This window comes from Thermomonospora cellulosilytica (assembly GCF_014138835.1).
Classification (GTDB): Bacteria; Actinomycetota; Actinomycetes; order Streptosporangiales; family Streptosporangiaceae; genus Thermomonospora; species Thermomonospora amylolytica.
The window spans coordinates 245036-263421 of the sequence record NZ_JACJII010000001.1 but is presented as its reverse complement, the minus strand read 5'-3'; the positions used below and the strand labels follow the sequence as shown (position 1 = coordinate 263421).

General features: G+C 73.0%; 18 protein-coding genes and 1 tRNA gene. 13 read left to right on the top strand and 6 right to left on the bottom strand.

Going from position 1 to position 18386, the window contains the following annotated elements:
• Positions 1-45: 45 nt before the first annotated feature.
• The 5 genes from HNR21_RS01310 to HNR21_RS01295 all read right to left on the bottom strand — a co-directional run bounded on the left by HNR21_RS01310 (position 46) and on the right by HNR21_RS01295 (position 5979).
• Positions 46-1104, bottom strand: coding sequence for a 2-oxoacid:ferredoxin oxidoreductase subunit beta (locus HNR21_RS01310; protein ID WP_119728305.1), 1059 nt, complete (start codon positions 1102-1104; stop codon positions 46-48).
• Positions 1097-2938 (bottom strand): 2-oxoacid:acceptor oxidoreductase subunit alpha, encoded by a 1842-nt coding sequence (locus HNR21_RS01305; protein WP_182703692.1) that lies wholly within the window; start codon positions 2936-2938, stop codon positions 1097-1099. The genes HNR21_RS01310 and HNR21_RS01305 overlap by 8 nt, the downstream gene beginning before the upstream one ends.
• Before the next feature lie 276 nt (positions 2939-3214).
• Positions 3215-3349, bottom strand: a complete 135-nt coding sequence (locus tag HNR21_RS35800; RefSeq protein WP_267898992.1) for a putative leader peptide — start codon at positions 3347-3349, stop codon at positions 3215-3217.
• 56 nt (positions 3350-3405) lie between these two features.
• The gene (locus HNR21_RS01300) at positions 3406-4557 is read right to left on the bottom strand and encodes a hypothetical protein (protein WP_182703691.1); all 1152 of its coding nucleotides are present in this window, start codon (positions 4555-4557) and stop codon (positions 3406-3408) included.
• A gap of 165 nt (positions 4558-4722) precedes the next feature.
• Positions 4723-5979, bottom strand: a complete 1257-nt coding sequence (locus HNR21_RS01295) for a hypothetical protein (protein ID WP_182703690.1) — start codon at positions 5977-5979, stop codon at positions 4723-4725.
• A gap of 184 nt (positions 5980-6163) precedes the next feature.
• Here HNR21_RS01295 and HNR21_RS01290 point away from each other — a divergent pair, with 184 nt between their 5' ends.
• From HNR21_RS01290 to HNR21_RS01235, 12 genes are all read left to right on the top strand, one after another.
• Complete coding sequence (locus HNR21_RS01290) at positions 6164-6535, top strand: NADH-quinone oxidoreductase subunit A (protein WP_233359158.1); 372 nt, start codon at positions 6164-6166, stop codon at positions 6533-6535.
• A gap of 37 nt (positions 6536-6572) precedes the next feature.
• Positions 6573-7880 carry an NADH-quinone oxidoreductase subunit B gene (locus tag HNR21_RS36725; protein ID WP_312880767.1) on the top strand — a complete coding sequence of 436 codons (1308 nt, stop codon included), beginning with the start codon at positions 6573-6575 and terminating at the stop codon, positions 7878-7880.
• Positions 7877-8551, top strand: coding sequence for an NADH-quinone oxidoreductase subunit C (locus HNR21_RS01280; protein ID WP_119728310.1), 675 nt, complete (start codon positions 7877-7879; stop codon positions 8549-8551). Before HNR21_RS36725 ends, HNR21_RS01280 begins: the two co-directional genes overlap by 4 nt.
• Positions 8544-9500 (top strand): NADH-quinone oxidoreductase subunit NuoH, encoded by a 957-nt coding sequence (nuoH, locus tag HNR21_RS01275; RefSeq protein ID WP_119728311.1) that lies wholly within the window; start codon positions 8544-8546, stop codon positions 9498-9500. Before HNR21_RS01280 ends, nuoH begins: the two co-directional genes overlap by 8 nt.
• 148 nt (positions 9501-9648) lie before the next feature.
• Positions 9649-10119 carry a NuoI/complex I 23 kDa subunit family protein gene (locus HNR21_RS01270; protein ID WP_119728312.1) on the top strand — a complete coding sequence of 157 codons (471 nt, stop codon included), beginning with the start codon at positions 9649-9651 and terminating at the stop codon, positions 10117-10119.
• Positions 10116-10658, top strand: coding sequence for an NADH-quinone oxidoreductase subunit J family protein (locus HNR21_RS01265; protein WP_198679469.1), 543 nt, complete (start codon positions 10116-10118; stop codon positions 10656-10658). The genes HNR21_RS01270 and HNR21_RS01265 overlap by 4 nt, the downstream gene beginning before the upstream one ends.
• The gene (nuoK, locus tag HNR21_RS01260) at positions 10658-11035 is read left to right on the top strand and encodes an NADH-quinone oxidoreductase subunit NuoK (RefSeq protein ID WP_233359052.1); all 378 of its coding nucleotides are present in this window, start codon (positions 10658-10660) and stop codon (positions 11033-11035) included. Before HNR21_RS01265 ends, nuoK begins: the two co-directional genes overlap by 1 nt.
• Positions 11032-13095 carry an NADH-quinone oxidoreductase subunit 5 family protein gene (locus tag HNR21_RS01255; protein WP_312880766.1) on the top strand — a complete coding sequence of 688 codons (2064 nt, stop codon included), beginning with the start codon at positions 11032-11034 and terminating at the stop codon, positions 13093-13095. The genes nuoK and HNR21_RS01255 overlap by 4 nt, the downstream gene beginning before the upstream one ends.
• Entirely contained in the window at positions 13092-14591 is a 1500-nt protein-coding gene (locus HNR21_RS01250) for a complex I subunit 4 family protein (RefSeq protein WP_182708994.1), read from the top strand. Before HNR21_RS01255 ends, HNR21_RS01250 begins: the two co-directional genes overlap by 4 nt.
• Entirely contained in the window at positions 14591-16075 is a 1485-nt protein-coding gene (locus tag HNR21_RS01245) for an NADH-quinone oxidoreductase subunit N (RefSeq protein WP_182703688.1), read from the top strand. The genes HNR21_RS01250 and HNR21_RS01245 overlap by 1 nt, the downstream gene beginning before the upstream one ends.
• 160 nt (positions 16076-16235) lie before the next feature.
• The gene (gene htpX, locus HNR21_RS01240) at positions 16236-17087 is read left to right on the top strand and encodes a zinc metalloprotease HtpX (RefSeq protein WP_182703687.1); all 852 of its coding nucleotides are present in this window, start codon (positions 16236-16238) and stop codon (positions 17085-17087) included.
• 57 nt (positions 17088-17144) lie between these two features.
• The gene (locus HNR21_RS01235; RefSeq protein WP_119728316.1) at positions 17145-17411 is read left to right on the top strand and encodes a helix-turn-helix domain-containing protein; all 267 of its coding nucleotides are present in this window, start codon (positions 17145-17147) and stop codon (positions 17409-17411) included.
• Positions 17412-17599: 188 nt separating this feature from the next.
• Here the strand turns inward: HNR21_RS01235 and HNR21_RS01230 are convergent, their stop codons facing one another.
• Positions 17600-18091: a YajQ family cyclic di-GMP-binding protein gene (locus HNR21_RS01230; protein ID WP_119728381.1), complete on the bottom strand. Its 492-nt coding sequence runs from the start codon at positions 18089-18091 to the stop codon at positions 17600-17602.
• Positions 18092-18279: 188 nt separating this feature from the next.
• Between HNR21_RS01230 and HNR21_RS01225 the strand changes: the two genes are divergently transcribed.
• Positions 18280-18364, top strand: a tRNA-Tyr gene (locus HNR21_RS01225).
• The last annotated feature ends 22 nt before the right edge of the window (positions 18365-18386 follow it).

Sequence of the window (18386 nt, the reverse complement as noted above, 5' to 3'; positions counted from 1 at the left end):
CCCACAGGGAGCCGGGGCCTCACCCGCCGAGCCTGGTCGGACGGCTCAGTCGATGCGCCAGGTGTCGCCGCCGGCCAGCAGGGCGGCCAGGTCGCCGGGACCCTCGCGCTCGACGGCCTCCTCCATCTGGGCGCGCATCAGCTCGTCGTAGGACGGGCGCCGCACCTGCCGGAAGATCCCGATCGGGGTGTGCTCGAACGCCGGGGAGTCCAGCCGCGACAGCGCGAACGCCGGTGACGGGTCCGGGTTGTGGGCGTCGTGCACCACGATCTCGGACGGGTCCACGTCCGCGACGTTCACCACCTCGAACCCGCCGGAGGCCGACCGGCGCAGCCCCTTGGAGCGGTCCGCGCCGAACACGATCGGCTCGCCGTGCTCCAGCCGGACGGTGATGTCGTCGCGCACCGCCGGGTCCTTGAGCGGGTCGAACGCGCCGTCGTTGAAGATGTTGCAGTTCTGGTAGATCTCCACCAGCGCGGTGCCGTTGTGCTGCGCCGCCGCCCGCAGCACCGACTGCAGGTGCTTGCGGTCGGAGTCGATGGTGCGGGCCACGAAGGTGCCCTCCGCCCCGATCGCCAGCGAGATCGGGTTGAACGGGGCGTCCAGCGAGCCCATCGGGGTCGACTTGGTGATCTTGCCCAGCTCGGAGGTGGGCGAGTACTGGCCCTTGGTCAGCCCGTAGATCCGGTTGTTGAACAGCAGGATCTTCAGGTTGACGTTGCGCCGCAGGGCGTGGATCAGGTGGTTGCCGCCGATCGACAGCGCGTCGCCGTCACCGGTCACCACCCACACCGACAGGTCCGGCCGCGAGGTCGCCAGCCCGGTCGCGATGGCCGGGGCCCGGCCGTGGATCGAGTGGAACCCGTAGGTGTTCATGTAGTACGGGAACCGCGAGGAGCAGCCGATGCCGGAGACGAAGCAGATGTTCTCCCGGCGCAGCCCCAGCTCGGGCAGGAACGACTGGACGGCGGCCAGGATGGCGTAGTCCCCGCAGCCGGGGCACCAGCGGACCTCCTGGTCGGTCTTGAAGTCCTTGGCGGTCTGCCTGACGTCGGTCTTGGGCACCAGCGACAGCGCCCCGTTGCCGTTCAGCAGTTCACTCACTGTCGATCACATCCTGGATCACACCGGCCAGCTCCTCGGACTTGAACGGCAGCCCGCGCATGCGGTTGTAGCCGATCACGTCCACGAGGTACTTGCCGCGCAGCAGCAGGGCCAGCTGGCCGAGGTTGATCTCCGGCACCACGACCTTGTCGTAGGACCGCAGCACCTCGCCGAGGTTGGCCGGGAACGGGTTCAGGTGGCGCAGGTGGGCGTGGGCGACGTGGCGCCCGTCCGCGCGGACCCGCCGCACCGCCGCCGCGATGGACCCGTACGTGCAGCCCCAGCCCAGCACCAGCACCCGGGCCTCGCCGGACGGGTCGTCGACCTCCAGCGGCTCGATGTCGCTCGCGATGCCGTCGACCTTGGCCTGCCGCAGCCGGGTCATGGTGTCGTGGTTGTCGGGGTCGTAGGAGATGTTGCCGGTGACGTCGGCCTTCTCCAGGCCGCCGATCCGGTGCTCCAGGCCCGCGGTGCCCGGGATCGCCCACGGCCGCGCCAGGGTCTCCGGGTCCCGCTGGAACGGCTTGAAGTCCGCCTGGTCCGGGGCGGCGAAGCCGGGCTCGATGACCGGCAGCGAGTCCACGTCCGGGATCCGCCACGGCTCGGACCCGTTGGCCAGGTAGCCGTCCGACAGCAGCACCACCGGGGTGCGGTACTTGACCGCGATCCGGGCCGCCTCGAGCGCCGCGTCGAAGCAGTCCGACGGGGAGCGCGGCGCCACGATCGGCACCGGGGCCTCGCCGTTGCGCCCGAACATCACCTGCAGCAGGTCGGCCTGCTCGGTCTTGGTCGGCATGCCGGTGGACGGCCCGGCCCGCTGCACGTCCACGATCAGCAGCGGCAGCTCGGTGGCGACCGCCAGGCCGATGGTCTCGCTCTTGAGCGCGATGCCGGGGCCGGAGGTGGTGGTCACCCCCAGCGAGCCGCCGAACGAGGCGCCCAGCGCCGCGCCGATCGCCGCGATCTCGTCCTCGGCCTGGAACGTGCGCACCCCGAACCGCTTGTGCTTGGACAGCTCGTGCAGGATGTCGGAGGCCGGGGTGATCGGGTACGAGCCGAGGAACACCGGCAGCCCGCTGCGCACCCCGGCGGCCACCAGCCCGTAGGCCAGCGCCATGTTGCCGGTGATGTTGCGGTACAGCCCGGCGGGCTGCTCGGCCGGCTTGACCTCGTACTGCACCGAGAACGCCTCGGTGGTCTCGCCGTAGTTCCAGCCCGCCTGGAAGGCCGCGATGTTGGCCTTCATGATCTCGGGCTTGCGGGCGAACTTGCGCTCCAGGAACGCCAGCGTGCCCTCGGTCGGCCGGTGGTACAGCCAGGACAGCAGGCCGAGGGCGAACATGTTCTTGGCCCGCTCGGCGTCCTTCTTGGAGATGTCGAAGTCGGCCAGCGCGTCCACCGTCATCGAGGTCAGCGGCAGCGCGTGCACCCGGTATTCGGACAGCGAGCCGTCCTCGAGCGGGTTGGCGGCGTACCCGACCTTGGCCAGGTTGCGCTTGGTGAACTCGTCGGTGTTGACGATCAGGTCCCCGCCGCGCGGCAGGTCCCCGATGTTGGCCTTGAGCGCCGCCGGGTTCATGGCGACCAGCACGTTCGGCGCGTCGCCCGGCGTCAGGATGTCGTGGTCGGCGAAGTGCAGCTGGAAGCTGGACACGCCCGGCAGGGTGCCCGCCGGGGCGCGGATCTCCGCGGGGAAGTTGGGCAGTGTGGACAGGTCGTTTCCGAACGACGCCGTCTCCTGGGTGAAGCGATCGCCGGTCAGCTGCATGCCGTCGCCGGAGTCCCCGGCGAAACGGATGATGACGCGGTCGAGCTGCTGGACCTGTTTGGTCACAGAGGAAGACCTCCTCGACGCGCAGCACCGGGACCGGGGGAGGCGTCCTGGTCCGTGATGCTACTTAGGCTTACCTTCATAGTACGTCCGGGATCGGGCTGGATCGGGGCCGGGTCGGCGTACGGCCGGCCCCCTGGCGGTCGGCATCACCGTGCTGACGGGAGACGCGACGCGCGTCGCGGGACGGCTCACGGCCGCCGCACGGTGACGGCCGTTCCCGCGGGCGCGTCCTTGGAGGAGGTACGGCGCGGGCGGCACTGGGCGTTCACCGTCCGGTCACGCGCGGGCGCGACACAGGCAGCTGGCCAGCCGGCACAGGTCCACGTGCAGCCGGCGCACCAGTGCCGGGAGCGCGGCGGAGACCGCCGGGGCGTCCAGCCCCGCCGGGTCCGCCGGCGCCTTGGTTCTCACATCCCGCACTATAGTTTGTCCGAATCAGATTCGGTTTGCTGACCCGGAGATATCTGTCAACTCCCCGGCGTCTCGCGGTCCACCAGGGCCAGCAGCTCCCGCACCCGGTCGGGGGAGACGGCCTCGCCGATCACCCGCGCCTGGGCGGTGTACTCGTGCCGGCCGGGGGTGTCGCGGGCCCTCCTCATCCAGGCCCGCCAGCCCGGGCTGGTGACGGTGCAGGTCAGCACGGCCCGGCCGGTCGCCTCCACGGAACGCGCGCCGGTGCACGAGCCCAGCGCGCGCCCGTCGGCGCTGATGGTGGCGACGAGCACGGCGCGGGCGGCCTCGGCCGGCTCGCCGGCGACGAGCGGCGCCCGGACGGACACCGGAAGCTGCAGGGTGCAGCCGGAGACGTTCTCGTTGCAGTTCACGAACGTCAGCTCGCCGTGGTCGAACCCGACGCCCGGGTCGCGGGCGCCGCCCAGCGCGGCCACCCGCCGCCGCAGCTCGGCCAGCACGGGCGCGGCGTCGGCGACCGCGGTGACCGCGAACCGGGCGTTGGAGGCGCCCTCCACCTGCAGCAGATCGTGCGGCTCGGCCAGGGTCACCGAGTAGACGCCCTGCCGGGTCTCCACCCGGTGGACCAGGCGGTCGCCGACATAGCCGGTCGAGCCGGTGACCGGGGCGCCGCGGACGGCCCGGGCGATCGCCGACGGGGACAGCAGGTCCTGCGGGTCGAAGCCGAGCAGGGTGACCGGGGCCTTGGACCAGCGGCCCGCGAAGTCCTCCGGCCGCGTCGCGGGCCCCGTCGCGCCCGCCCAGAACGACGGCCCGCCGTGCAGGTAGGTGGCGCCGTCCACGGTGACCAGCCGGGCCTGCTCGCCGCCCATGGTCAGCGTGCCGACGGCCGAGCCCGCCCGGGTCACCGACAGCACGGCCTGCACGGTCCGCCCGTTCGAGGTGAACGTCCCGGTGTAGCGCAGCGCCGGCAGCGCGGCCAGCCGCGCGGCGGCCCTGGCCGACCACGAGGGCGCCGAGGGGCCGCCGGAGGTCCGCGAGCCCGCCGTGGCGCCGTCCGGACCGTCGCCCGCCACCAGGCCGAGCGCGACCAGCGCGCCGACCAGGAGCGTCACCGCCAGGCCCGCGATCACCGGCCGGGGGATGCCGGTCGGCCGCGGGCGCCGGGGATCCGGACGCCCGGGCGGCCCCGGTAGCTGGGAGCTCACCGCCGCTGTTCCTCCTGCTGTCCACCGGCCGGACGGTGGTGCCCGGCCGCCGCTCGGCACGTCAGGATCTCAGCCCGGACCGCCCATCCCCAAACCCGCCGACGGCGGCCGGGACGACGACGCCGGGCGCACCGCGGTCACGGTGCGCCCGGCGTCGCGGACGGGTCACTCCCGGGCGAGAGCGGTCTGCAGGGTCTGGATCTCGGCCGAGGACGCGCCGACGGCCAGCACGTCGGCCTGCATCCACCAGTGCCGGTCCACCGAGGTGTTGCCGTAGTACGACCGCCACTCGGGGCTGGAGACCCGGCACTCGGTCCACACCGGCGTGATGCCGGTGGTGGTCGCGGTGGTGGTGCAGTCACCCAGCTTGCGACCGGTCTTGGTCTCCGCGGTGATCCACACGTACACCTTGACCTCGGTGGTGCCGCCGGCCGCGCCGGCCGTCATCACCTGGACCCGCACCGTGCAGCCCGAGACGCTCCGGTCCTTGCAGCCCTCGACGTCCGAGACGCGGGCCGTGCGGGTGGTGTCCACCGAGTCCCGCAGCTCGCCGACACGGGAGCGCATCTCGCTGACCGCCGCGGTCGCCGAGCTCTGCTGGACGACGTCGGCGTTGAGCGCCGGGGCGGTGCTCTCGATCCGCAGCAGCTCGTCGTCCTCGGACAGGTAGTAGGTGCCGGTGGTCGTGGTGATCTTGACGACGTCCCGGCCCTCGAGGGTGGTCTCCAGGTCCGAGCGGATGCCGAACCGGGTGACCGCGCGCAGCCTGCTGGCCAGCGCGGACGGCGTGGCGTACCGCTTGAAGTCGAACGACAGCTCCGCCGGGCCGACCTTGCCCCACTTCTCGCCGGTGATCGGGAAGTTCTCCACCGACGGCAGCTCCCGCCGCCAGTAGGCCGGGTCCGCCTTGACGAACACGTTCTGGTCGATCACCAGCAGCGACACCTGGTCGCCGGACCAGGTGACGTCACCGGTGACCCGCCCGGCACCGGTGACCTTGACCTTGCCCTGGAGCCGTTCGAAGCCGAACGTGCCGTCCAGTTCCACGGCCCGGGCCGTGTTCATCTTGCGGGCGGCGGCCTGCAGCCGCTCCTCGGGAGAGCGGTCGTCGCCGCCGAGCAGGACGAAGAACGCGGCGGCGATCAGCAGGACCGCCACCAGCCCGCCGCCGACGATCAGCGCGATCAGCGCGCCGGACGAGGACCGGCGCGGCGGCGGAGGGGGACCGGGGAGCCCGAACGGCGGCGGGGTGCCCGGGCCGCCGGGCGGGGGGAAGGGCGGTGGAGTGCCGGAGCCCCCGGGCGGGGGGAACGGCGGCGGGGTGCCGGGGCCGGTGGGGCCGCCGGGAGGCGGCCATGACGGACCGCCCGGAGGGGGAGGAGGGTTCCAGCCTCCTCCGGGGGGCGGCGGGGGGGTGCTCATCGAGTGGGGTTCCTTCCAGGCGGCTTGCCGCGATGCGCCTCAAGTCTGGCGCAAGGGGCGGACTTTCTGCTCTCTCAGGTCTGACGGCGGCCGGATCTCCGCCGCCCCGTGCCGGCGGCGATACTTGACCGTGATGTCCCGGGGGAGGCTCCGGGACGGCGCACAGCGGACGGAGAGGGTGGCCGTGGAGGGTTACTTCGAGTCGTACATGGTCGTCGTGGTGCTCCTGCTCCTGGGCGCCGGCATCGTCGGCGGGGGCCTGGCGGCCAACCGGATGCTCCGGCCGCACCGCCCCACCGCGGAGAAGCTGACGACCTACGAGTGCGGCGTCGACCCGGTCGGCGAAGGGTGGGCGCAGTCCTACGTGCGGTACTACGTCTTCGCCTACCTGTACGTGGTCTTCGCCGTCGATGCCGTCTTCCTCTTCCCGTGGGCCACGGTGTTCGCCGCCCCTGGTTTTGGGACGACGACTCTGGTGGAAATGTTCGTTTTCCTGGGCTTCCTGTTCACCGGGCTGGTCTACGCGGGCCGCAAGGGCGTGCTGTCCTGGGTCTGACCGGTCCGCCCTTGCGGAGGGCTGTAAGAATGCAAGAGTGAGCACCGTAGATCTGCCGCCCCCCGGCGTCGGGCCGCTGTCCCGGCTGGCCCCCAAGCCGATCAAGTTCGTGCTCAACTGGGGCCGGCGCTACTCGCTGTGGGTGTTCAACTTCGGCCTGGCCTGCTGCGCCATCGAGTTCATCGCCACCTCGATGAGCCGGCACGACTTCATCCGGCTGGGCGTCATCCCGTTCGCCCCCGGCCCCCGGCAGGCCGACCTGATGGTGGTGTCGGGCACCGTCACCGACAAGATGGCGCCCGCCGTGCGCCGGCTGTACGAGCAGATGCCCGAGCCCAAGTACGTGATCTCGTTCGGGGCCTGCTCCAACTGCGGCGGCCCGTACTGGGACTCCTACTGCGTGACCAAGGGCGTCGACCAGATCATCCCGGTGGACGTCTACGTCCCCGGCTGCCCGCCCCGCCCCGAGGCCCTGCTGCAGGGCATCATCCGCCTCCAGGACAAGATCGCCGGGGAGTCCCTGGGCGACCGCTACTCGCGCGACGGCGAACCCGTCGCCCCCGCCCCGCCCCCGCGCCAGATGCAGGCCACCGTCCTGCGCCGTCCCCTCCAGCCGCCCCCGCAGCCCCCGGCCGTCCCCCCGGACGCCGAGTCCCCCACCCAGACCGTCCCGATCGTCCCGGCCGACGCCGCCCCGACGACCCGGCTCCCGGCGGCGGACGTTCCGGACGAGACTCCCGCGAAGCCGTCCGTCGATCCGGATGCCCCGACCGCCGGCCTGCCGGTGCAGGACGAGCAGGGCGAGGCCGAGAAGACCGCCGAGGTCCCGGCGAAGCCGTCCGCGGACCCCGATGCGCCGACCGCGGGTCTGCCGGTGCAGGGCGAGGCCGATAAGACCGCCGAGGCTCCGGCGAAGCCGCCCGTCGATCCGGACGCGCCGACCACACAGATGCCGGTGGCGGACGTTCCGGACGAGACTTCCGCCCGGCCGTCCACCGATGAGGCGGGCGGGGCCGCCGCGCAGGCGCCGGCCGATCCGGACGCGCCGACGACGCAGTTGCCCGTGGTGGGCGTTCCGGAGAAGGAGACCCGGCCCGAGAAGGTGCGCGGGGTGGAGCCCGCGGACGGGGAGGAGCCGACGGTCCAGTTGCCGGTGGCGGGCGACGACACGGACTTCCTGGTGGAACGGACCGACGCCCACCCGGCGGTGCCGGTCGAGGAGGACGCCGAGGACCACGGCGGGTCCGGCGACGATCTGTCGTTCATCCCCGGCTTCGACCTTCCGGAGCGCCCGGAGGACGAGGACGACGGCCGCGACGGCCGTGACGGCGGGCGGCGCCGGTGAGCGCGGTGGATCCGGCGGCGGCGTGGGCCGAGCGGTTCGGCGAGGACGCCGTCCTGAGCGACAGCTTCGGCCAGCAGGTGGTGGACGTTCCGGCGGTGTCCTGGCTGGCCGCCCTGGACTTCGCCCGGACCGAGCTGGGGTGCGACTACTTCGACTGGCTGACCGCCGTCGACGAACTGGAGGAGGGCTTCCGGGTCGTCGCGCACGTCTACTCGATGCAGACCCGCCTGCACCTGCTGATCCGCACCCTGGTGTCCCGGCGGAACCCGCTGCTGCCCAGCGTCACCGGCGTCTACCGGGGCGCGGCCTGGCACGAGCGGGAGACCTACGAGATGTTCGGCGTGGTCTTCGACGGTCACCCGGACCTGCGGCCGCTGCTGCTGCCCGACGGGTTCCAGGGCAACCCGCTGCGCAAGGACTTCGTGCTGGCCGCCCGCGTCGCCAAGCCCTGGCCCGGCGCCAAGGAGCCCGGCGAGAGCGGCGGCGCCCCCAGCCGCCGCCGCGTCCGGCCCCCGGGCGTTCCCGAGGACTGGGGCCCGGCCGCCGCGCAGGCGCCCCGCGCCGGCAGTCCCGGGGAGCCCGGCCGGCCCGCACGGCGCCCGCGCGGGTCCGAGGACGCGGAACGGCCCGAGCGCGGACCCCGAGGCGTGGACGGGGGCGGCGATGCTTGAGCTGGTCGTCAAGCTGGTGCTGCTGGCGGCGGCGTTCGCGGTGCTGCCGCTGCTGGTGGGACAGGCCGAGCACAAGATCATGGCGCACATGCAGGGGCGGCTCGGCCCCATGTACGCCGGCGCCTTCCACGGCTGGGCGCAGCTCGTCGCCGACGGGGTGAAGTTCGCCCAGAAGGAGGACGTCATCCCGCGCGCCGCCGACCGGCGGATCTTCAAGCTGGCCCCGGCGGTGGCGCTGGTGCCCTATCTGGTCGTGCTGGTCGTGGTGCCGATCGGGCCCGGCGGCCAGGTCGTGCTGGACCTGGGCCCGGGGCTGTTCTTCGCGCTGGCGGTGATGGGCGTCGGCGTGATCGGCGCGATCATGGCGGGCTGGGCCAGCGCCAACAAGTACTCGCTGCTCGGCGGCATGCGGGTGGCCGCCCAGCTGATGTCCTACGAGCTGCCGATGGTGTTCGCGGCGGCCTCGGTGGCGATGGCGGCCGGGACCCTGTCGCTGACCGGCATCGTCGAGGAGTGGCGCTGGTGGTGGCTGCCGTGGCAGGCGGTCGGCGCGGTGGTGTTCTTCGTCGCGGGCCTGGCCGAGCTGCGCCGTCCCCCGTTCGACATGCCGGTGGCCGACTCGGAGATCATCTTCGGCCCCTACACCGAGTACGGCGGCCTGCGGTTCGCGCTGTTCCTGCTGGCCGAGTACGCCGGGATCGTGGTGCTGTCGGCGCTGACCACCGTGCTGTTCCTGGGCGGCTGGAACGGCCCGTTCCTGGAGACCGAGCTGGGCTGGCTGTGGACCCTGCTCAAGGTCTTCGCCCTGTCGTTCGTCGTCATCTGGCTGCGGGTCAGCTACCCGCGGCTGCGCGAGGACCAGCTCCAGCGCCTGGCCTGGGCCTGGCTGGTCCCGCTGTCCCTGGCCCAGCTCGCCCTCACCGGCGTCGTCAAGATCGCGATGGCCTGACCGCCGCGCCGCCGCGCAGGTCGCGCGGGGTGCCGCCGTTGAGGGGGCGGCCCGCGTTCCCTCTGGGCGAACAGTACGGAATCATGGTGCCGTGGCACGGCTACCAGGAGGCGGACTGGCCAAGGGGCTGGCCGTCACATTGCGGACGATGACGCGGCGTTCCATCACGCGCCAGTACCCGGAGGTGCAGCCCGACCTGCCTCCGCGCAGCCGGGGGGTGATCGCGCTGCTGGAGGAGAACTGCACGGTCTGCATGCTGTGCGCGCGCGAGTGCCCCGACTGGTGCATCTACATCGACTCGCACAAGGAGACGCTGCCCGCCGAGGGCGGCGGCCGTCCGCGCACCCGCAACGTCCTGGACCGCTTCGCGATCGACTTCGCGCTGTGCATGTACTGCGGGATCTGCGTGGAGGTCTGCCCGTTCGACGCGCTGTTCTGGTCGCCGGAGTTCGAGTACGCCGAGTACGACATCAACGAGCTGACCCACGAGAAGGACCGGCTGCGCGAGTGGATGTGGACGGTGCCGCCGCCGCAGGCCCACGACCCGGCCGCGGAGCCCCCCAAGGAGGTCTCCGCCGCCGAGAAGGCGGCGCAGCGCGCGGGACGGGGCGGCCGGTGACCGCGCAGGAGATCGTGTTCACGCTGCTCGGGGTGGTCGCCGTGGGGTCGGCGATCATGGTGGTGACCACCCGGCAACTGGTGCACGCGGCGCTGTGGCTGGTGGTGTCGTTCGGCGCGCTCGCCGGGGCCTACCTGCTGCTGACCGCGGAGTTCGTGGCCTGGGTGCAGGTGCTGATCTACGTCGGCGCGGTGGTGGTGCTGCTGCTGTTCGGGATCATGCTGACCCGCGCGCCGATCGGCCGGCTGCCCCGCAGCGGCGAGGATGACCCGCTGGACTCCGGCAACCGGTGGGTGGCGCTGGCGGTCGCGCTGGCCACCGCCGGGGTGCTGGTCACCGTGCTGGTCCGGGGCTTCAAGGACGCGTTCATCGAACTGGAGGCCGGGGGCGGCGGGGCCGAGCCGCTGGGCGCGAGCCTGTTCCGCACCTGGGTGCTGCCGTTCGAGGTGCTGTCGGTGCTGCTGCTGGCCGCGCTGGTCGGCGCGATCGTGCTGTCGCGCACCGACATCGGCCCCAAGGACCGGGAGGGCGGGCGCTGATGCACGCGGCCTATCCCGCGGTGGTCTCCGCGTTGCTGTTCTCCGTCGGCGTGTACGGGGTGCTGGCCCGCCGCAACGCCATCCTGGTGCTGATGTCGGTGGAGCTGATGCTGAACGCCGTCAACCTCAACCTGGTCGCGTTCGACGCGCTGTGGCGGGACCGGCTGCACGGCGGGCAGGTCCTCACCCTGTTCACCATCGTGATCGCCGCCGCCGAGATCGGGCTGGGCCTGGCGATCGTGCTGCTGGTGTTCCGCAACCGCCGGATGGTGGAGGTCGACCGGCTGACCGAGCTCGGCGAGGCCCGCCGGCGCCCGGCCGCCGCCGAGCCGGAGCCGGAACCGGTCGCGGCGGCGCGTGAGGGGGACGGCACGTGATCGTCCTCGCCTCGCTGGCGATCGCGCTGCCGTTCTGCGCCGCGTTCGCCGGGATGCTGCTCGGCCCCCGCCTGTCCCGCCTGCTGGGCGCGCGCCCGCTGCCCGCCGCCGAATCCGAGCCCGGGACCGGGACGCCCGACGCCCCCACCACGCCGCTGCCGGTGGTCCGTCCCGAGACCGGGCCGGTGCCCGGCGGAGGCCCCCGGGCGGCGGAGATGGGCCGCCTGGTCACCGCCGACTTCGCGCTGCGGGGGCTGCCGCGCAACGGGCCCGCGCTGATCGCCGTCGTGCCGACGGCCGTGGCGACCGTGCTGGCGCTGGTCGTCGCGTTCACCCTCTGGCGCGACCCCGGGGTGCGCGGCGGGACGCTCACCCTCGTGCCCACCGGGTCGGTCGACATCGCGATCGGGCTGCAGGTGGACGGGCTGGCGGCGCTGATCGGCCTGATGGTGTGCCTGGTGGCGCTGGCCGTGCAGGTCTACTCGGTCGCCTACATGGCCAAGGACCCCCGCTACTCGTCGTACGCGGCGTTCGTCTCGCTGTTCACCGCGGCGATGCTGCTGGTGGTGTACGCGGGCGACCTGTTGCTGCTGTACGTCGGCTGGGAGGTCATGGGGGTCTGCTCGTACTTCCTGATCGGCCACCACTGGGAGGAACGGGCGAACTCGCGGGCCGCGGTCAAGGCGTTCCTGGTGACCCGGCTCGGCGACGTGGGCTTCCTGCTCGGGATCTTCGTGCTGGGGATCGGGGCGGGCACGTTCTCCATCGGCGGCGTGCTGGACGCGGTGCCGCAACTGCCGGCGGGCACGCTGACGGCGGCGACGCTGCTGCTGCTCGCCGGGGTGGCGGGCAAGAGCGCCCAGTTCCCGCTGCACACCTGGCTGCCCGACGCGATGGCCGGTCCCACGCCGATCAGCGCGCTGATCCACGCGGCGACGATGGTGGCCGCCGGGATCTACGTGATCGCCCGGCTGTACCCGGCGTTCCTGGCCGCCCCCGGGACGCTGACCGTGCTGGGGATCGTGGCGGTGATCTCCATGCTGGGGTCGGCGCTGGCGGCGCTGGCGCAGAACGACCTCAAGCGGGTGCTGGCGTACTCCACGATCAGCCAGCTCGCCTACATGGCGGCGGGCCTGGCGGTCGGCGCGCAGACCGCGGCGATCTTCCACCTGGTGGCGCACGGGGCGTTCAAGGCGCTGCTGTTCCTGGCCGCCGGATCGGTGATCTTCGTGGCGGGCTCGAACCTGCTGGGGCACTACGGCGGGCTGCGCCGCGCCATGCCGGTCACCTTCTGGTCCATGACCGTCGGATACGCGGCGCTGGTCGGGCTGCCGCCGGTCAGCGGCTTCTTCAGCAAGGACGCGATCATCGAGGGCGCCCGGCACACCGCCGCCCTGGCGGGCCACCGGGAGCCCGGCGCCGGGGAGCAGGGGCACGCGGCCCTCAGCGCCGCGGTCCCGGACATCCCCGCCGGAGCGGCCTGGCTGATCTACATCGGGCTGCTGGTCACCGTGGGGGTCACCGCCGCGTACGCGACGCGGGCCTGGCTGATGACGTTCTTCGGGGAGCAGCGCACGTCGTTCGAGGCCCGGGAGGCCCCGGCGCTGATGACCTGGACGGTCGCGGCGCTGGCGGTGCCCGCCGCGCTGCTGGGCTTCTTCGGGCTCGGGGCGGCGGAGCTGCGGCCGCACCTGGTGTCGGCGGGGGTGTCGCTGCTGTGGGCCGCCGGCGGCATCGCGGTCGCCCACCTGCTGTGGAACCGCGACCCCGCGCTCGATCCCGCCGATCGGCTCGGGCCGGTCCGCAAGGTCTTCGACCGCGCGTTCTACGTCGACGAGGTGTACGCCGCGCTCGTCGTCCGCCCGGTCCGCGCGGTGGCCCGGGCCGTCGTCGCCACCGACCGGCACGGCATCGACGCCCTGGTGGTCGGCACCGCCGGATGGTCGCGCCGGGCCGGCGGGGCGCTGCGCCGCGTCCAGACCGGCAACGCCCAGGCGTACCTGACCGGCCTGCTCGCCGGTGTCATCGTCATCGCGGCCGGGGTGGTGATCCTGCTTTGATCCTGCTCATCACGCTGGCGGTCCCGCTGGCGGGGGCGTTGCTGCTCCTGCTGCCGCGCGAACGGTTCCTGCCCGGCGACGAGGCGGTCCGCCGGTACGGGGCGCTGGTGTCCGGTCTGGCGCTGCTGGGGGCGCTGGTCGCGGCGGCGGCGTTCGACCACGGCGATCCGCGGCGCATGCAGCTCGAGGTGGACCGGGCCTGGGCCCCGGCGATCGACCTGCGGTTCCACCTGGGCGTGGACGGGGTGTCGCTGCCGCTGGTGGTGCTGACGGCGCTGCTGACGTTCCTGTGCTTCGTGTACACGCTGCGGCACCCGCCGGGCGACGGGTCGGCACGGCTGTTCACCGGGCTGGTGCTGGTCCTCGAGGTCGGGATGCTCGGCACGTTCGTGGCCCTGGACCTGCTGCTGTTCTTCGTGTTCTTCGAGGTCGTGCTGATCCCCATGTACGTGGTGATCGCGTTGTGGGGCGGCCCGGGACGGCGGGCGGCGGCCTACAAGTTCATCCTCTACACCCTGCTCGGCTCCGGCCTGCTGCTGGTCGGGCTGCTGCTGGTCGCGGTGAACGCCGGCACCCTCGACATGGTCGCGCTCGCCGAGCAGCACGGCCGCGAGCTGACCCGGGGCGTGCAGATCGCGGCGTTCGGCCTGATCGGGCTGGGACTGGCGGTCAAGGTGCCGATGTGGCCGCTGCACACCTGGCTGCCCGACGCGCACACCGAGGCCCCCACCGTGGGCTCGGTGCTGCTGGCCGGGGTGCTGCTGAAGATGGGCACCTACGGGTTCGTCCGCATCGCGCTGCCGGTGGCCCCGGAGGGCGCGCAGGTGTGGGCGCCGTGGCTGGGGCTGCTCGCGGTGATCGGCATCGTGTACGGGGCGCTGGCCTGCCTGGCGCAGCGCGACCTCAAACGGCTGATCGCCTACTCCTCGGTCGGCCACATGGGCTTCGTGCTGCTGGGCATCGCCACCCTCACCCCGGTCGGGGTGAACGCGGCGCTGTTCGGCAACATCGCCCACGGGCTGATCACCGGGCTGCTGTTCTTCCTGGCCGGTGCGGTCAAGGAGCGGTACGGCACCGGGGAGCTGGACGCGCTCGGCGGCGGGATGCTGGCCGCCGCGCCCCGGCTGGCGTCGTTCCTGACGTTCGCGTCGGTGGCGAGCCTGGGGCTGCCGGGACTGGCGGGCTTCTGGGGCGAGATGCTGGCGCTGCTGGGGGCCTACCGGCCCGGCGCCGGGCTGCCCCGGGAGACGTTCGTGACGTTCATGGCGGTGGGGGCGCTGGGCGCGGTGCTGACCGCCGCGTACTTCCTGCGGATGCTCGCCAAGATCACCCACGGGCGCGCGGAGCACCGTGCCGAGCCGGTGGCCGCCCTGACCCGGGCCGAGTACGCCGCCTGGGTGCCGCTGGTCGTGCTGACCCTGCTGGTGGGGCTGTGGCCCAAGCTGCTGCTCGACCTGACCACCGCGCCGGTCCGTGCCCTGCTGGGAGGCGGCTGATGATCCAGTCGATCGACTACGCGGCGATCGCGCCCGCGCTGATCGTCGCGGTGGCGGCGATCGGGCTGCTGCTGGCCGACGCGTTCGACGTGCCGCGCCGGGTGCTGGGGCTGCTCGGCGCGGGGGCGCTGGGCGTCGCGCTGGCCGCGGTGGTCGCGCTGGCGTTCGGCGGCGTGCGGGGGACGTTCTGCCTGACCGGGGACCTGCGCGGCTCCGGCCCGGCGTCGTGCTCGTACGTGACCGACGACTTCACTCTGGTGTTCCAGGGCGTGGTGCTGGCGGCGGCGCTGGTCGTGGTGCTGCTGTCGATGGAGGAGATCACCGCGTCCCGGCTGCCCGCGGGGGAGTACCACTTCCTGCTGCTGGCGGCGGTCGGCGGGGCGCTGACCCTGGTGGCGGCGCGCGATCTGGTGCTGCTGGTGGTGGCGCTGGAGACGCTGTCGCTGCCGGTGTTCGCCCTGGTGGCGCTGCGGCGCTACGACGGGACGGCCTCGGAGGCCGCGCTCAAGCTGTTCCTGATCTCGGTGATCTCCACGGCGGTGATGCTGTTCGGGATCAGCCTGCTGTACGGGGTGACCGGGGCGATGCACCTGGACCGGATCGCGCCGGCGCTGTCCCGGACGCCCTCGGAGCTGGGGCCGGTGGCGGCGCTGGGCGTGGTGCTGGTGCTGGCGGGCTTCGCGTTCAAGATCGCGGCGGTTCCGTTCCACTTCTGGGCGCCGGACGTGTACGTGGGGGCGCCGCTGCCGGTGACGGCGTTCCTGTCGGTGGTGTCCAAGGCGGGCGGGTTCGCCGGGCTGGCGATCGTGGTCGCGCTCGGGCTGCCCGCGTACGCGCACGTGTGGGGGCCGGTGCTGGCGGTGCTGGCGGCGGTCACCATGACGCTCGGCAACCTGGTGGCGCTGCGGCAGCGGTCCGCGATCCGGCTGCTGGCCTGGTCGTCGGTCGCCCAGTCCGGGTACATGCTGGCGCCGCTGGCGGTGGGGGACGAACGGCTCGGCGAGGCGGTCGCGGCGACCGTCGCGTACGTCGCCATCTACGCGGTGATGAACATCGGGGCGTTCGCGGTGGTGACCGGCTTCCGCCGGCGTGCCGGGGCCGGGGCGGGACCGGACTCGCTGGACGACTTCCGCGGGCTGGCGCGGCGCAACCCGGCGACCGCGGCGGCGATGGCGTTCTTCCTGATCTGCCTGGCCGGGCTGCCGCCGGGCGTGATGGGGCTGTTCGCCAAGATCGTGGTCTTCCGGGCCACCGTGGCGGGCGGCCTCACCTGGCTGGCGGTGGTCATGGCGATCAACACGGTGATCGGGCTCTACTACTACCTGGCCTGGGCGGCCCGGCTGTTCGCCGCCCCCGCGGCCGGGGAACCCCGGATGCCGCGCGGCGGGGCGGTCCGGGCGGCCATCGCGGCGTCCGCCGCCGGCGCCGTCGTGCTGTCGGTCGCCCCCCAGCTGGTGCTGCAGGCGGCGGCCGCGACCGGCTGACCTGCGGGCACGGCGCCCTGCCCGCCGGGGCCCGCGGGAACTGGCGTCCGGGAACGTTTACACAGGTCAAACCGTTGTTCAGGACGTACGCCGTACGGGGGACGCGGCTCGGCGTACCGCCGTACGCGGCACGTCTCGGTATGCGGGGAGGCTGGCGAAAGTGCAGTTCAACGGTGTCAAGACGGCCGCACTGCTCGGCGCGCTCGCGGCGCTGACACTGGCGGCGGGCTGGGCGCTGGGCGGCACCACCGGGCTCACCATCGCGGCGGTCATCGCGCTGGCCACCAACGGCGTCGCCTACTTCTTCAGCGACCGCATCGCGCTGCGCTCCATGCGCGCCCATCCGGTCGGCGAGGTCGAGGCCCCGACGCTGTACCGGCTGGTCCGCGAGCTGTCCACGGCGGCCCGGCAGCCCATGCCCCGGCTGTACGTGTCGGAGACCATGCAGCCCAACGCGTTCGCCACCGGCCGCAACCCGCGCAACGCTGCCGTCTGCTGCACCCGGGGGATCCTGCGGATGCTGGACGAGCGGGAGCTGCGCGCGGTGCTGGGACACGAGCTGTCGCACGTCTACAACCGTGACATCCTGATCTCCTCGGTGGCCGCCGCCATCGCCACCGTCATCACCTACCTGTCCCATCTGGCGATCTTCCTGCCGATCGGGCGTTCGGAGGACGAGGAGGGGCCGGGGCTGCTCGGCGCGCTGCTGATGCTGATCCTGGGGCCGATCGCGGCGACCGTGGTGCAGCTGGCCATCAGCCGGACCCGCGAGTACCAGGCGGACGCCTCCGGGGCCCGGCTGACCGGCGACCCGCTGGCGCTGGCCTCGGCGCTGCGCAAGATCGAGGCGGGCACCCGGGCGATGCCGCTGCCGCAGGATCCCGAGCTGGCCTCCACCAGCTCGCTGATGATCGCCAACCCGTTCAGCGGCGCGGGCGTCGGCCGGCTGTTCTCCACCCACCCGCCGACCGCCGAGCGCATCGCCCGGCTGGAGCGGATGGCCGGTCACTGACCGGTCGGGGCGCCGGATTCCGCTACTGGTATTTCTATCCCGGGTAGAGTCGTCGCCATGGTGCGCACCCCGCTGACCGACGAAGAGCGCGACCGCGGCCGGGCGCTCGGCCAGGTGCTGCGAGCCGCCCGGGGCCCGCGCAGCGCCGCCGCGGTGGCCCAGGAGGCCGGCATCTCCCTGGACACCCTCCGCAAGATCGAACGGGGCGCCATCTCCGCCCCCGCGTTCTTCACGGTCGCCGCCCTGGCCCGTGTGCTGGGGCTGGACCTGGACGCGCTGGCCCGCGACCTGATGCCGGACCGCCGGACCCCGCTGGCCGGCTGACCGCCGGTCCGGGCCACGGACCATGAACCGGACGGCCCGTTCCCGCGTCACAACACTCGGGAACGCCGGAGGCCATCGGCGGGGTACGGCTTCCGGCGTTCCCCCGGCCCGCGGACCTCGCCGCCGGCGCGGACGGCCCCGGGAACGTCACGCGGCCGGAACGCGAACCGGCCGCGCGGCACCCCTCGTCACCGGTAGTTCACGAACTGCAGGGCGACGTCCAGGTCCTTGCCCTTGAGCAGCGCGATCACCTGCTGCAGGTCGTCCTTCTTCTTCGAGCTGACCCGCAGTTCGTCCCCCTGGATCTGGGCCTTGACGCCCTTCGGCCCCTCGTCCCGGATGATCTTGCTGATCTTCTTGGCGTTCTCCTGGGAGATGCCCTCCTTGAGCCCCACCGTCAGCTTGTAGACCTTCCCGGACGGCCGGGGCTCCCCGGCGTCCAGCACCTTCAGCGAGACCCCCCGCTTGACCAGCTTGTCCTTCAGCACGTCCAGGATCGCGTTGGCCCGCTCCTCGGTGTTGGCCTGGATCTCGATGGCCTCCCCCGACCACCTGATCCCCGCGTCGACGTTCCGGAAGTCGAACCGGTTGGCCACCTCCTTGGCCGCCTGGTTGACCGCGTTGTCGACCTCCTGCCGATCCAGCTTGGACACGATGTCGAACGAGCTCTCGCCAGCCATCCCTCACCCTTCCATAGCTCACGGCCCTGCAAGGCCCCACTGTCCAACCCACGTAGCCCCCAACCCTAGCCAGCCCCCACTCCCCGCCGACCGCCCCACCACGACCCCGCCCACCTGCCCGCCCCTCGATGTCACGAGCACCCTCCACGTCCGCTAAGCTTTCCCCGTCGCCAACAACAAGGCGCCACGGCGGGTTGCCCGAGTGGCCAATGGGAGCGGACTGTAAATCCGTCGGCTTCGCCTACCCAGGTTCGAATCCTGGACCCGCCACCACCAGCCGAACGGCCCCTGAGCT

Coding starts and splice junctions, on each gene's coding strand:
- HNR21_RS01245 (WP_182703688.1), top strand. CDS start 14,591: ATGATCCAGTCGATCGACTACGCGGCGATCGCGCCCGCGCTGATCGTC.
- nuoK (WP_233359052.1), top strand. CDS start 10,658: ATGCACGCGGCCTATCCCGCGGTGGTCTCCGCGTTGCTGTTCTCCGTC.
- HNR21_RS01235 (WP_119728316.1), top strand. CDS start 17,145: ATGGTGCGCACCCCGCTGACCGACGAAGAGCGCGACCGCGGCCGGGCG.
- HNR21_RS01230 (WP_119728381.1), bottom strand. CDS start 18,091: ATGGCTGGCGAGAGCTCGTTCGACATCGTGTCCAAGCTGGATCGGCAG.
- nuoH (WP_119728311.1), top strand. CDS start 8,544: ATGCTTGAGCTGGTCGTCAAGCTGGTGCTGCTGGCGGCGGCGTTCGCG.
- HNR21_RS01295 (WP_182703690.1), bottom strand. CDS start 5,979: ATGAGCACCCCCCCGCCGCCCCCCGGAGGAGGCTGGAACCCTCCTCCC.
- HNR21_RS01270 (WP_119728312.1), top strand. CDS start 9,649: ATGACGCGGCGTTCCATCACGCGCCAGTACCCGGAGGTGCAGCCCGAC.